11 protein-coding genes are annotated in these 13,969 nt (G+C 71.0%); 3 read left to right on the top strand and 8 right to left on the bottom strand.

Features of this window, described 5'->3' with window-relative positions; genetic code table 11:
* Positions 1–5 precede the first annotated feature (5 nt).
* Together FHX52_RS09355 and FHX52_RS09345 are read right to left on the bottom strand one after the other, a co-directional pair.
* Positions 6–2,081: a fumarate reductase/succinate dehydrogenase flavoprotein subunit gene (locus tag FHX52_RS09355; protein ID WP_246069752.1), complete on the bottom strand. Its 2,076-nt coding sequence runs from the start codon at positions 2,079–2,081 to the stop codon at positions 6–8.
* A gap of 5 nt (positions 2,082–2,086) precedes the next feature.
* Positions 2,087–2,743 (bottom strand): succinate dehydrogenase cytochrome b subunit, encoded by a 657-nt coding sequence (locus FHX52_RS09345; protein WP_141822141.1) that lies wholly within the window; start codon positions 2,741–2,743, stop codon positions 2,087–2,089.
* Between the two features lie 238 nt (positions 2,744–2,981).
* Between FHX52_RS09345 and FHX52_RS09340 the strand changes: the two genes are divergently transcribed.
* Complete coding sequence (locus FHX52_RS09340; protein ID WP_141821633.1) at positions 2,982–3,962, top strand: SDR family NAD(P)-dependent oxidoreductase; 981 nt, start codon at positions 2,982–2,984, stop codon at positions 3,960–3,962.
* A gap of 42 nt (positions 3,963–4,004) precedes the next feature.
* On the opposite strand, the gene FHX52_RS09335 is transcribed toward FHX52_RS09340, so the two are convergent.
* The 5 genes from FHX52_RS09335 to FHX52_RS09315 form a co-directional block, all read right to left on the bottom strand.
* Entirely contained in the window at positions 4,005–4,808 is an 804-nt protein-coding gene (locus tag FHX52_RS09335) for a GNAT family N-acetyltransferase (RefSeq protein ID WP_141821632.1), read from the bottom strand.
* A gap of 81 nt (positions 4,809–4,889) precedes the next feature.
* Positions 4,890–6,428, bottom strand: a complete 1,539-nt coding sequence (locus tag FHX52_RS09330) for a glycosyltransferase family 87 protein (RefSeq protein ID WP_141821631.1) — start codon at positions 6,426–6,428, stop codon at positions 4,890–4,892.
* Positions 6,425–7,513, bottom strand: coding sequence for a mannose-1-phosphate guanylyltransferase (locus FHX52_RS09325; RefSeq protein WP_141821630.1), 1,089 nt, complete (start codon positions 7,511–7,513; stop codon positions 6,425–6,427). The genes FHX52_RS09330 and FHX52_RS09325 overlap by 4 nt, the downstream gene beginning before the upstream one ends.
* Before the next feature lie 418 nt (positions 7,514–7,931).
* Positions 7,932–9,590, bottom strand: a complete 1,659-nt coding sequence (locus tag FHX52_RS09320; RefSeq protein ID WP_246069743.1) for an ABC transporter permease — start codon at positions 9,588–9,590, stop codon at positions 7,932–7,934.
* Positions 9,587–10,489: an ABC transporter ATP-binding protein gene (locus FHX52_RS09315; protein WP_141821629.1), complete on the bottom strand. Its 903-nt coding sequence runs from the start codon at positions 10,487–10,489 to the stop codon at positions 9,587–9,589. Before FHX52_RS09315 ends, FHX52_RS09320 begins: the two co-directional genes overlap by 4 nt.
* Before the next feature lie 87 nt (positions 10,490–10,576).
* Here FHX52_RS09315 and FHX52_RS09310 point away from each other — a divergent pair, with 87 nt between their 5' ends.
* Together FHX52_RS09310 and FHX52_RS09305 are read left to right on the top strand one after the other, a co-directional pair.
* A complete protein-coding gene (locus FHX52_RS09310) occupies positions 10,577–11,074 on the top strand; it encodes a GbsR/MarR family transcriptional regulator (RefSeq protein ID WP_141821628.1) in 498 nt (165 codons plus the stop codon).
* 262 nt (positions 11,075–11,336) lie between these two features.
* A complete protein-coding gene (locus tag FHX52_RS09305) occupies positions 11,337–12,929 on the top strand; it encodes an acyl-CoA mutase large subunit family protein (protein WP_141821627.1) in 1,593 nt (530 codons plus the stop codon).
* Positions 12,930–13,004: 75 nt separating this feature from the next.
* Here FHX52_RS09305 and FHX52_RS09300 read toward each other — a convergent pair whose 3' ends face one another.
* Positions 13,005–13,901, bottom strand: coding sequence for a DUF559 domain-containing protein (locus FHX52_RS09300; protein ID WP_141821626.1), 897 nt, complete (start codon positions 13,899–13,901; stop codon positions 13,005–13,007).
* Positions 13,902–13,969 lie beyond the last annotated feature (68 nt).

Below are 13,969 nucleotides of genomic sequence, written 5' to 3'. Positions count from 1 at the left end.
CCCACTCACTTGTAGCTCCGCTGCTTCATCTCGACGAATTCGTAGACCAGGTCTTCCTTGTGCAGGGTGGGTGCGCCGTCCTGGCCGCCCCACTCCCAGGCCGCGACGTAGGCGTACTCGTCGTCGTGGCGCAGCGCCTCGCCGTCCTCGGTCTGGCTCTCCGCGCGGAAGTGCCCACCGCAGGACTCGCGGCGGTGCAGCGCGTCGATGCACATCAGCTCGCCGAGCTCGAGGAAGTCGGCGACGCGGCCGGCCTTCTCGAGGCTCTGGTTGAGCGTGTCGGCCGCGCCGAGCACCTTGACGTTGCGCCAGAACTCGTCACGCAGGCCCCGGATGAGGTCGATGGCCTTGAGCAGGCCCTCCTCCGAGCGCTCCATGCCGCAGTACTCCCACATGATGTTGCCGAGCTCCTTGTGGAAGGAGTCGACAGAGCGGTCGCCGTTGATCGAGAGCAGCTTCTGCACGCGGGCGTCCACCGAGGCACGCGCCTCGACGACGGCCTCGTTCGACTCCTCGAGCTTGGGGAACGGGCCCTTGGCGAGGTAGTCGCGGATGGTGTTCGGCAGGACGAAGTAGCCGTCGGCGAGGCCCTGCATGAGGGCGCTCGCGCCGAGACGGTTCGCGCCGTGGTCGGAGAAGTTCGCCTCACCTGTGACGAAGAGGCCGGGGATGCTCGACTGCAGGTCATAGTCGACCCACAGGCCGCCCATCGTGTAGTGCACCGCGGGGTAGATGCGCATCGGCACCTCGTAGGGGTTCTCACCCGTGATCCGCTGGTACATGTCGAGCAGGTTGCCGTACTTCTCCGCGACGGCCTCGGCGCTCATGCGCTTCAGGGCGTCCGTGAAGTCGAGGTAGACGCCGCGGCGGAAGTCGCCGACCTTGGGCCCGACGCCGCGACCCTCGTCGCAGACGTTCTTGGCCTGGCGGGAGGCGATGTCGCGGGGCACGAGGTTGCCGAAGGAGGGGTAGATCCGCTCCAGGTAGTAGTCGCGGTCCTCCTCGGGGATCTCGCGGGGGTCCTTCTCGCAGTCGGCGGCGTTCTTCGGCACCCAGATGCGGCCGTCGTTGCGCAGCGACTCCGACATCAGCGTCAGCTTGCTCTGGTGCTCGCCGGCGACGGGGATGCAGGTCGGGTGGATCTGCGTGTAGCAGGGGTTCGCGAAGTGCGCGCCCTTGCGGTGCGCCCGCCACGTCGCCGTGACGTTGCTGCCCATGGCGTTCGTCGAGAGGAAGAAGACGTTGCCGTAGCCGCCGCTCGCGAGCACGACGGCGTCGGCGAGGTGCGTCTCGATCTCGCCCGTGACGAGGTCTCGGGCGATGATGCCGCGGGCCTTGCCGTCGACGATGACGACCTCGAGCATCTCGTGGCGGGTGAACATCTCGACCGTGCCGGCGGCCACCTGCCGCTCGAGGGCCTGGTAGGCGCCGATGAGCAGCTGCTGGCCCGTCTGGCCGCGCGCGTAGAACGTGCGGGAGACCTGGACGCCACCGAAGGAGCGGTTGTCGAGCAGGCCGCCGTACTCACGCGCGAACGGGACGCCCTGGGCGACGCACTGGTCGATGATGTTGGCGCTGACCTCGGCGAGGCGGTAGACGTTCGACTCGCGTGAGCGGTAGTCGCCGCCCTTGACGGTGTCGTAGAAGAGACGGAACGTCGAGTCGCCGTCCTCCTTGTAGTTCTTGGCGGCGTTGATGCCACCCTGCGCGGCGATCGAGTGGGCGCGGCGCGGGGAGTCCTGGTAGCAGAAGGACTTCACGTTGTAGCCGGCCTCGCCGAGCGTCGCCGCCGCCGCGCCACCGGCGAGGCCGGTGCCGACGATGATGACGGTCAGCTTGCGGCGGTTGGCCGGGTTGACGAGGGACGCCTCGAACTTGCGGGTGTTCCAGCGCTCGGCGATCGGGCCGCGGGGAGCCTTCGTGTCGACGATCGGCTCGCCCTCGCGGTAGAGGCCGTGGACGAGGGTGTCGGGTGCGCCCGGGGCGTCCGTGGCGGGGGCCTCAGGAGCCTCGGGAGCCTCAGGGGCGATGGTGGCCTCGGGGGCGGCGGTGGCGACGGGGTCGGTGTGCAGGTCGGTCATGCGGTTCAGCCCTTCACGATTCCGAAGAGGATGGCGAGCGGCGGCAGCGCGAAGCCGACGGCAGTGACGAGCGCGATGACGGTGGCCACCGACTTGGCCGTGCGGCGCGAGCGTGCGGACGAGGTCCAGCCGAGGGTCTGCGAGGCGCTCCACACGCCGTGCCACAGGTGCATGCCGAGCGCCGCGAGCGCGAGGAGGTAGATGAGCACGACCCACCACACCTGGAAGCTCGAGATGACGAGCTTGCCCGCGCTGTCACCGGCGGCCTCGGTGCCGACGTTGAACTTGAGGATCGTGAACTGCAGCAGGTGCCACACGAGGAAGAGCAGCAGCGCCACGCCGCCCCAGCGCATCATCCGCGACTTCACCGTCGCCTTGGCCGCTTCCTTGGCGACGTAGCGCGTCGTGCGCGCACCGCGCGCCCGGCTCCACAGGTAGAACGCCGACCAGGCGTGCGCGACGAGCGCGACGACGAGCAGCGCGCGGAAGAGCCAGAGGAACCCGCCGAAGGGCAGGATCGGCATGAGGATCGTGCGCAGGTGCAGGGCGTACTCGTCGAAGGCCTCGACGCCCCCGAAGATCTTGAGGTTGCCGTACATGTGCATGAGCACGTAGAAGACGAAGAGCGCGCCCGACAGTGCCATGAGCAGCTTCATGAACACGGTGGTGCGACGCGCCGACGCGGGTCGGGGTTTTCCCGTCACTGGGAGGGTGTTGGTGGCCACAGGCGCACCCTATCGCCGCGTTTGCGCGAGCCCCATCTCGTACCCCCGGGTAGCACCCGCACTGTGACAATCTCAACAAGAACCCTCGACAACCTCCAGCGGGGTGCGTTGCCGAGCAGGTATGCCGTCCGGTGGCCTTCGCGGTGGACCACCGCCCGGTACGTAGGGTGGGCGCATGGTCACCTCCCAGCCGGGCTCCGGCGTCACTGCTGCACTCGACTGGGTCATGGACAAGTCCCTCGTCCTCGGCTACACCAAGGTCGGCCCGGCGCTGCGTCGCCGGTGGTGGCCCGCTGACCCCGCGCCTGGCGCTCTGGCCGGTCGGCACGTGCTCGTCACCGGCGCGACGGGCGGCCTCGGTCTGGCCACCGCAGCCGGCCTCGCGCGGCTCGGCGCGGTCGTCCACGTGACCGGCCGAGACGCGGGTCGGCTCGAGCGGGCCCGGGCGACCCTGCTCTCAGACCAGCCCGACGCCTCTGTCGAGACCCACGTCTCTGACGTGAGCGATCTCGCGGGCACGGCCGAGTTCGCCCGCGACCTCGCCTCCCGCGTGCCCCGACTCCACGCCCTCGTGCACAACGCAGGGGTGATGCCGCCGAAGCGCACGACGACCGACGAGGGTCACGAGCTCGCCCTCGCGACGCACGTCCTCGGCCCGCACGTGCTGACGTTCGGCCTGCGCGAGTCCCTCGCGGGTGGGCGCGTCGTCCTCGTGACCTCGGGTGGTGCCTACGCGCAGCGCCTCGACGTCGACGACCCCGAGTTCACGCAGGGCACCTACTCGGGCACGGCGGCATACGCCCGCACGAAGCGGATGCAGCTCGTGCTCGCCCCGCTGTGGGCGCGCGAGCTCGGCGGCGATGCCGTCACGGTCGCATCGATGCACCCGGGCTGGGCCGACACGCCGGGGGTGACCGAGTCGCTGCCGGGATTCGCGAAGGTCACCGGGCCGCTGCTGCGCGACGCCGAGCAGGGCGCCGACACTGCCGTGTGGCTGGCCGCGACCGGCGACCCGATCGACTCGGGCCGGTTCTGGCATGACCGCCGGCAGCGCGCCACGCACTACGCGCCGGTGCGGGTCGAGACGCCGGGTGAGGTCGAGCGGTTCTGGGCGTTCGTGTGCGAGACCACGGGAGTGCCCGCGCCGGTGCGCTGAGCCGAGCGGACGGCATACGCCGGCGGTGTGGTCGATGGCGGCTCAGGGCCGCAGCCAGCAGGTCCAGCGGACGATGCGCAGGTAGCCGAGCCGCTCGTAGACGGGCTGGCCGTCGTCGCTCGCGATGAGCACGGCAGCCTGCTCCGGCCACGCGGTCGTCGCCGCCCACGTCAGTGCCGCGCCCGCGCCCTTGCCGCGGGCGGTGGCGAGGACCGCGACGTTCTCGACCACGGTGACACCCGCAGCGGAGTGGGCGGCAGCGGTCGCAACGGGCACGCCGTCGTCGTAGCCGACGAAGACCCGCGTCGGGCCGACGACGACGTCGGGGCGGTAGAAGTCACCGGGCGGCAGGTCCGCCATGTCGGGCATCGGGTAGCCCTCGACGAGCACCCGCTCCGCGTCACGCAGCTGCTGCACCGTCGTCGCCTCGCGCACCTCGAGGGGTGTGGTCGGCGTCGCCGTCACGGTCGAGGTGGGCCGGAACATCAGCGGCGGGTGCCCCACGAGCGCGAGCCCGTGGGCCGAGAGGTCAGGCGTCGGGAAGGGGCTGATGACGATGGCCGACACCCCGCTGGGGTATGCCGCCGACAGTCCTTCCACGGTCGTCGCCCAGTCGTGTGGTGGGCTGGTGACGATCGCCCAGTTGAGCAGCGCCGAGACCCCACCTCCGCTGCCGGCGCACCAGTGCGGTCCTTCGGTGAAGTCGCCGCGCGCGGCACTCGTCAGGGCACGGGCCCACGAGACGTGCGCCAGGACAGCCTGGCGCTCCACCGAGTCGCCGGGGTCGAGGTCGTCCTCCCAGCCGGTCGTGAGGTACTCGCCCTCCTCGGGCAGCATCGAGCTCATGCCACCACTGTCGCGCGTGCCGAGCGGATGTGTCCCTTGATCACCTCAACTCACCGATCGCCCACCCTCGGGTGGGGGAGCTCACGTGGTGCGGCGCATGCAGATGTCTGCGGCTCCGGCGCGCACGCAGTCGTAGCGGTTGGCTACCAGCTCTCGAACCTTGGCGACGTAGGCATTCCATGCCGGTTGGCCCACCTCCGGCCGCAGGGAGTCGTCGACGATGAGTGCGTCGGCGCGCGGCAGGCAGTCCGCGGTCGACTGGAGGATCTCAGCGGAGTCGAGGGAGTACTGGTGGAAGCGGGCGCAGCTGAGCGTGAGGCCCCTGAGGCCGACGGCATGGGCGCTGACGTCGTTGGTGCCAGCCCGCGCGTAGGTGTGCACCTGCGGGAGCGAGGCCATCACGACGCTCTCCGGCGACTGTCGCTGCAGCTGGAGGCTTGTCGGAACGCCGCGCGCGGCCGTCAGGTAGAAGTAGGGGTGCAGCGCGCCCGCCATGGCGTAGCCCGCGACGAGCAGCAGAGCCGCGGCGCGCCCTCCCGCGATGACACCACCGAGACGCGTGGCCAGGAGGGCTAGGGCGAACGCGCCCGGCGCCGAGAGCGACTGGGCGTGGTGCGGCCAGGTTGCCGTCGCCGCGATGACGACGAGCGCCAGGACGAGTGAGACGAGCGTGAGGTCCCAGAGCACGGCGGGGGAGATGGTGCGCTGGATGGCGGCGTCCTCATCGCCCCCATCGGTCGCCGAGCGCTCGACAGGAACAGCACGCGTCGTCGACCGTTGCACGGCGAGCAGGACGATCACCAGGGCGGCGATGGTGACGGAGCCGGCCCCACGGCCGTCCTCCGGGAAGGCGCGGAGGAGATGGCCGATGAGCGAGCCGTACTGCGACGCCGCGAGATCGCCCTGCGCGTAGTCGGCGTTGAGACGGAAGTTGTCGACCCATCCAGGCAGCTCTCCCCGCAGCCACATCACTGCAATCCCAGCGGCGAGAAGGACCACGGCACTGAGCGCAGCCCGGAGGAGACCTCCGAGCCCGCCCGTCTCGCGACGGTGGAGGGCGACCACGAGCAGGGCACCCGCGACGACCGGAGCGAGGATCAGCTTTGTCAGCATGAGCAGGCCCACGAGCACGCCTGCGACGACCCACCGGGAGCGCACGGCGCACGCCACCGCGCCGAGCAGCACCGCGAGTCCCGGGAGATGCGTCATTCCCGCTTCGTAGGCAGGCCCGGTGAGCAGCAACGGCGTGGCTCCGAGACCGGCAACCATGGCGAGGCCGGGTCTTGCTCCGGCAGCGCGTGCGAGGACGAGGACCGAGATGGCCGCACCCAGGACCCACAGGATCTCGAGAAGGACGTCAGCCAGTGGGGATGCGAGTCGTCCGAGCGCGAGGGCGTAGTAGAAAAGCGGGTCCTTGTTGTCCCAGACGTCGACGTAGAGGCGGTCGCCGGCGAGCATGCGCTCCGCGACGGAGATGAAGGTTCCATGGTCTCCGAAGGTGCCCGGCACCAGCCGGGGGAGGGTCACGACCCACGCCACGCACACGGCGATGCTGGCCGCGATCACGCCGGCGTGCGTCGCCGGGCTCGTCCTGCTCGTGATCGACCCAGACGTCGTCATGTGAGGTCGAGACGGCCTTGGGCCGTCAGCGCCTCGACGATCTGCTTGACCTCCTGCGCCCGCTCCGGGCGCGTGATGAGCAGTGCGTCCTGGGTGTCGACGACTACGAGGTCGTCGACCCCGATGAGCGCGATGAGCCGGCCGCCCGTCGCGACCGTGGCGGTGGAGTCGATGCTGATGACGTCGTCGGCCGGGCCGATGACCTTGACGCCGGGCACGGTCTCCGAGACCTCGATGAGGTCGGAGAGCGAGGTGAAGTCGCCGATGTCGTCCCACCCCATCGCTGCCGGCACGACGGAGACGCGCCCGGCCCGGGCGGCGGGCTCGGCGACGGCGTGGTCGATGGCGATCTTGCGCAGCGCTGGCCACAGGTCGCGCATGCGGGACTCGTCACCGGCGATCGTGCGCAGGTGGCTCGTCATCTCGGGGTGCTCCTCGGCGAGCATCTCGAGCAGGGTGGTGGCGCCGACGACGAACATCCCTGCGTTCCAACGGTATTCGCCACTGGCGACGTAGCCCTTCGCCGTCTCCGCGTCGGGCTTCTCGACGAAGTCGGCGACGCGCCGGGCAGACGGTGCTCCCTCGACCGAGAGCGCCTCGCCGAGGCGGATGTAGCCGAAGCCCGTCGCCGGACGGGTCGGCTCGATGCCGATCGTCACGAGATCACCGCCGCGGGCCAGCACGACGGCCTCCTCGATGGCGCGGTCGAAGGCCTCGACGTCGGTCACGACGTGGTCGGCGGCGAACGAGCCGAGCACCGCCTCGGGGTCGCGCCGCTCGAGGATCGCGGCGGCCAGGCCGATCGCAGGCATCGAGTCGCGCGGAGTGGGCTCGGCCACGACGGCATCGCGCGCGAGCATCGGCAGCTGGCCGCGCACCGCGTCGAGGTGGGCGGCGCCGGTGACGACGAGGATGCGGTCGCCGGCGAGGGGCTCGAGCCGGTCGTAGGTCGCGCGCAGCAGCGTCTGGCCCGACCCCGTGAGGTCGTGGAGGAACTTCGGGTAGTCCCTGCGCGACAGCGGCCACAGGCGCGTGCCCGACCCGCCGGCCGGGATGACCGCCCAGAACCCATCGATGCCCGTCATGGGCAGAGGGTAGCGACAACGGCGCTCGTCGCCGCGCGGGCGCCCAGGTGCGCGGACGGCATACGGGCTCCCCGGTTGGAGGTGATGCCGGGCCCCACGTGGGTGTCGCGATCACCTCGATTCGGTATGCCGTGTGGCCCGGTTGGAGGTGATGCTGGGCCTGACGTGGGTGCCGCGATCACCTCGACTCGGTATGCCATGTCCCCCGGTTGGAGGTGATGCTGGCCCCCACGCGGGTGCCGCGATCACCTCGATTCGGTATGCCGCGTGGCCCGGTTGGAGGTGATGCTGGGCCTGACGTGGGTGTCGCGATCACCTCGATTCGGTATGCCGTGTGGCCCGGTTGGAGGTGATGCTGGCCCCCACGTGGGTGCCGCGATCACCTCGACTCGGGGTGCGATGGGGGAGTGGCGGCAGGTCAGGCGATGTCGCGGCGGCGCAGGCCGGCGAGACCGGCGGCCGTGAGCGCGGCCGCGACGACGACGAGACCCAGCAGGTCCGCAGTGTCGAGGCTGCCCCCGGGCAGGTGCGACAGGTGGTCGAACGGGGAGACGGCGGTGACCCACGACGGCAGGTTCATGATCGGACCGAACTCGCCGAGCACGAGGAAGCCGATGAGGACGGCCCACACCAGCCCCGTGAGGCGCGGCACGAGTCCGACGAGCAGGACCGCCACCGCGATGCAGACCCAGACCGCGGGCAGCGCCGCCAGGGACGCGCCGACCAGCCGGCCGACGGAGCCACCGACGTCACCCGTGCGGCCGCCGTCGACGAGCCCGGCGACGGTTCCAACCACGGCGAGCACGAGGGCCGTCGCGGCGAGGGCGACGACGATGTGGGCTGCGGCCCAGCGCAGTCGGGTCGCAGAGGTCGCGAGCACGGCCTCGACCCGGCCCGACGTCTCCTCCGTCCGCATCCGCGTCGTCAGGGCGATACCGAGGGCCGCGGCACCGATGGCGGCGAAGCGCAGCTCGGTCGCGAAGAAGGTGTCGATGATCGTGCCCGCCCCGCCGCCGAGCTTCCTGAGCATGTCTGCGATCTCCGGCGAGTCGACGAAGGACTGCACGCTGCCTCCGAGCGACCCGACGACCGCCCCGAGCACGACGTAGCCGATGGTCCAGCCGATGAGCGTGCCGCGCGCGAGGCGCCGGGTGAGCCCGCCGACGGTGCGGAGCGAGCCGCGATCGGGGCCGGGGCGGCTCGGCAGGACGCCGGCACCGAGGTCGCGGCGCTCGAGGAGAGCGAAGGCGACAAGGACGAGGACGGCATACGCGATGACGCCGACGACGAGCACCCACACGCGGTTGGCGCCGTACGGCTCGACCTTCTCGGCCCACCCGAGCGGTGAGAGCCACGTCAGGACGCGTCCCGGGCTGTCGCTCCCGGACGCGTCCCCAAGGGCCCGCAGGAGGTATGCCGCCGCGAGCGCACCCAGTGCGAAACCCGCTGTGCCGCGGGCGGTTTCGGTGAGCTGAGCGGCGACGGCGGTGACCCCGACCCATGTCAGCCCCATGACGGCCCAGGACACGCCGAGCGCGATGGAGCCTGACGTGCCGAGCCCGACGGCGACGGCGCCGACAACCGTCAGCACCGACGTGCCGAGCACCGCAGCGGTGGCGAGCAGCACTGCCGCCGCGAGGGGTGCGCGCCGGCCGACCACGCCACTGCCGAGCAGCTCGAGGCGGCCCTCCTCCTCCTCGGTGCGGGTGTGCCTGCGCACGACGACATAGGCGAGCAGGCAGAGGAAGACGCCGCCGAGGAGCACCGTCTTGAAGGTGGCCAGGGCATCGATGCTCATGCTTGCGACCGGCCCGTAGATCGCGACGAGAGCCGGGTTGTCGAGCGTCTCGCGCAGGGCGGGGGAGGCGAGCGACGGGTCGGGATAGAGGTCGAAGGTCGCCTTCGCGGAGCCCGCCACGACGGCCATGAGCGTCAGGGCGCTCGCGGGGATGAGGACCCGGTCGCGTCGCGCTGCGAGGCGCAGCAGCCGGGTCGTTCCCGTCAGACCGCTGCTCCGGGGCGGGCCGGCTCGGCCCGGGCGGCTGCTCGGGGCGGTCGGTGCGCTGGTCGCGGTCATGGCGTCGCCGCGGGCACGCGGTACTGCTCCATGAAGAGCTCCTCGAGCGTCGGCGGCGCGCTCGTGAGGCTGTGGATGCCGAACGTCCCGAGGTGCTGGAGCACGGCACCGAGGTAGCCGCTCTCGACCGCGCACGTGACGTGCGTGCCGGACACGACGACGCCGCTGACGCCCGGGAGCGCTGCGATGTCGGCCTCGTCGGGGGCGCGGTCCAGCGTCGCCTCGAGCGTCGTGTGCGACAGGTGACGCAGCTGGGTCAGCGTGCCCGACTCGACGTTGCGGCCGTCGCGGATGATGCTGACGCGGTCGCAGACCGACTCGACCTCGCTGAGGATGTGGCTCGAGAGCAGCACGGTGCCGCCCGCGGCCCGGAACTCGCGCACGGCGTCCTTGAAGACGGCCTCCATGAGCGGGTCGAGCCCCGAGGTCGGCTCGTCGAGCAGGAGCAGCTCGACGTCGGCGGCGAGGGCGGCGACCAGCGCCACCTTCTGCCGGTTGCCCTTGGAGTAGGAGCGGCCCTTCTTCGTCGGGTCGAGGGCGAAGCGCTCGATCATGTCGGCGCGGCGCTGCTCGTGCAGCCCGCCACGGAGGTTGCCGAGCAGGTCGATGACCTCGCCGCCGGTGAGGTTGGGCCACAGCGCCACGTCTCCGGGCACGTAGGCGAGGCGCCGGTGCAGCGACTCGACCTGCTGCCACGGGTCGCCGCCGAGCAGGGTGGCGCTGCCGCCGTCGGCGCGCATCAGCCCGAGCAGGATGCGCAGCGTCGTCGACTTGCCGGCACCGTTGGGGCCGAGGAAGCCGTGGATCTCGCCGGTCTGCACGTCGAGGTCGAGCCCGTCGAGGGCGACGGTGCGCCCGAAGGTCTTGCGCAGCCCTTGCACCTGGATGGCTGAGGTCATGCATTCGACGATACACAACATTCACTGTTTACTGAATGATATGACTCATGGGAGGGTGACAGCCCACGACACCGAAGGAGCCGCCGGATGACCGAGCGCGACGAGCGAGCCGTCGCCGCCTACGTCGAGCGCTTCGGCAACGTCCTCACCGAAGCCGGTATGCCGCGGCTCGCCTCCCGCGTCTTCGCCCAGCTCCTCGCCGACCCCGACGGTCGGATGACCGCGCTCGAGCTGACGGAGGCCCTCGACGTCAGCCCTGCAGCCGTGTCCGGCGCGGTCCAGTACCTCACACAGACCCACCTCATCGGCAAGGAGCGCGAGCGGGGCTCGCGTCGCGACGTCTACATCGTCCACCTCGACGCCTGGCACGAGGCCATGCTGAGCCGCGACCGCCTCCTCGGCCAGATGGAGTCCTCGGTGAGGTCGGGACTCGAGGCCGTCGGCGGAGTCGGCAGCGCCGCCGGCCGCCGGCTCGCCATGTCGGTCGAGTTCCTCGACCACGTGGCGACGGAGATGGCGGGCATGCACGCGAGCTGGGAGCGCAGGCGCGCGCAGATCGCCGCCGACTGGCCCACCGACGCCTGACCCGCCGCTCCCCACCGTCGAGTGGCCACAACTGGCCGCCCCTCCACCGTCGAGTGGCCAAAAGTGGCCGCCCCCCACCGTCGAGAGGCCACTCCTGGTCGCCTCTCCACCGTCGAGAGGCCACTCTTGGTCGCCTCGCCCCGTCGAGAGGCCACGTTTCGTCGGGACGGGCCGGACGGCATACCGCGGCGGCAACGTGACATCGGCAACGATCCGCCGTGCTCGGGGTGCGGGCGAGCACCCCGCCGTTACGCTCGGCACCATGGCTGACAGCACTGGCGCGCGCTCCGAGTCCGACCTGCCCATCGAGCCCGTCTACGACGCGTCGGCACTGGACGGCTTCGACCCGGACAGCAAGCTCGGCGCGCCCGGTCGCTACCCCTTCACCCGGGGCGTCTACCCCTCGATGTACACCGGGCGTCCTTGGACGATGCGGCAGTATGCCGGCTTCGGCACCGCCAAGGAGAGCAACGAGCGCTACCACCAGCTCGTCAAGGCCGGCACCGGAGGCCTGTCCGTCGCCTTCGACCTGCCGACGCAGATGGGCTACGACTCCGACGAGCCCATCGCGCACGGTGAGGTCGGCAAGGTCGGCGTTGCCATCGACAGCCTCGATGACATGCGGACCCTCTTCGACGGCCTGCCGCTCGACACGATCTCGACGTCGATGACGATCAACGCGCCCGGCTCGACCCTGCTGCTGCTCTACCAGCTCGTCGCCGAGGAGCAGGGCGTGCCGGGCGACAAGCTCACGGGCACCATCCAGAACGACGTGCTCAAGGAGTACATCGCCCGCGGCACCTACATCTACCCGCCGCGCGAGTCGCTGCGCCTCATCTCCGACATCTTCGCCTACTGCCACAAGGAGATGCCGCGCTGGAACACGATCTCCATCTCCGGCTACCACATGGCAGAGGCGGGCGCGACGCCCGTGCAGGAGATCGCCTTCACCATCGCCAACGCCATCGAGTACGTCCGTGCGGCCGAGGCCGCGGGCCTGCACGTCGATGACTTCGCGCCGCGCCTGTCCTTCTTCTTCGTCGCCCGCACGACGCTGCTCGAGGAGGTGGCGAAGTTCCGTGCCGCCCGGCGCATCTGGGCCAAGATCATGAAGGAGCAGTTCGGCGCGCAGAACCCCAAGTCGATGATGCTGCGCTTCCACACCCAGACCGCCGGCGTGCAGCTCACCGCCCAGCAGCCCGAGGTCAACCTCGTGCGCGTCGCGCTCCAGGGTCTCGGCGCGGTGCTCGGCGGCACGCAGTCGCTGCACACCAACTCCTTCGACGAGGCCATCGCGTTGCCGACAGAGAAGGCCGCGCGGCTCGCGCTCCGCACGCAGCAGGTCATCGCCTACGAGACCGACGTGACGAAAACCGTTGACCCGTTTGCCGGTTCGTATGTCGTCGAGTCGATGACCGACGACATCGAGGAGGCCGCGCTCGCCCTGATCCAGCGCGTCGAGGACCTCGGCGGCGCCGTCGCGGCGATCGAGCAGGGCTTCCAGAAGTCCGAGATCGAGCGCTCCGCCTACCGCGTGCAGCTCGAGATCGACTCGGCCGAGCGCACCGTCGTCGGCGTCAACCGTTTCACCCTCGACCAGGAGGAGCGCTACGACCCGCTGCGCGTCGACCCGACGATCGAGGCCGACCAGCGCGCCCGGCTCGAGGCCCTCCGTTCCGACCGCGACCAGGCCGCCGTCGACGCCGCGCTCGGCCGGCTCAAGGACGCCGCCCGCGGCACCGACAACCTCCTCTACCCGATGAAGGAGGCGCTCGCCGCGCGCGCCACCGGCGGCGAGGTCGCGCACGCGTTGCGCGAGGTGTGGGGCGTCTACCAGCCGCGCGAGACCTTCTGAGCCACGCGGCATACCGCCGCGGTATGCCGTCCGGCCGGCACGACGGACCGCCACGAGTGGAGGGCACGTCGGGTCTCAGGCGGGGTGCCCTGTCGGCGGAGCGTTCGTGGAGGTCCGTGTGCGCACGGCAACGACCTGGCGCAGGGCCGTGACGATGTAGTCCGGCTCGAACATCACCTCGTCCCACGTGAACCGGATGACGACCCACCCGCGCGCCCCGAGACCGGTGTAGCGGCGGCAGTCGCGCTTGAGCGCCATTCGCGTGCCGTGGTTCTCGAAACCCTCTGCCTCGATGACGATGCGGAGGCCCACGTCCGCGAGATCGACCTTCGCGTAGAACGTCCGATCCGCGATGACGTGCTGCGTCACGACGCCCAGTCCCTCGACCTGGAGGCACAGTGCGCGCAGCACCGACTCGAACGGGTTGGCCGCCTTTCGATCGGCACGCTCGAGGACCCTCGCGACCCGCAGACGCAGCCGTCGGGGCAGGCGAGCGGCAGCCGTCATGACGGTGATGGGTGACAGGCCGTCGCGCCAGGCGGAGTCGGCAACGGCGAGAGCCTCGTCGAAGGGCAGGTCGAGACAGCAGTCGATGACCGTGCGCTCGCGACTCGTCACCCACCCGTCGCACACCTCGGCGGGTTCGAGGTCGCGCCAGTGACGCTGCACCCCGGTGCGGGCGGCGGCGCGCAGCTTGCGACCCCGCGGCAGTGTGATGTGCGGCAGGTCCGGCTCGTGCTTGACCTGCCACCCCCAGTGCAGCGCTGCGGTCGTGTGCGACGCCGTTGCGCTGGCCCCCATGACGAGGGAGCGGGCGGAGGTCAGGCTGGGCAGGGCATACCGGCCCCTCGCCACCCGCACGATCGCCCCCGATGCGAGGGCAAGCCCGATGCGGTGTCGCGGCACGGACCGTCTCAGGTCGCGCCACGTGCACATGCCTCCCCGCTGGGCGAGCAGCGTGGAGACGTCCATGGAGCAAGCCTGCCCGTGACGGCATCATCGACGCCGTCACTCTCCACAGGCACACGGACCGCCACGAA

The sequence above is a fragment of the Humibacillus xanthopallidus genome (assembly GCF_006717145.1).
Lineage (GTDB): Bacteria > Actinomycetota > Actinomycetes > Actinomycetales > Dermatophilaceae > Humibacillus > Humibacillus xanthopallidus.
This window is presented reverse-complemented; position numbering and strand designations above follow the sequence as displayed.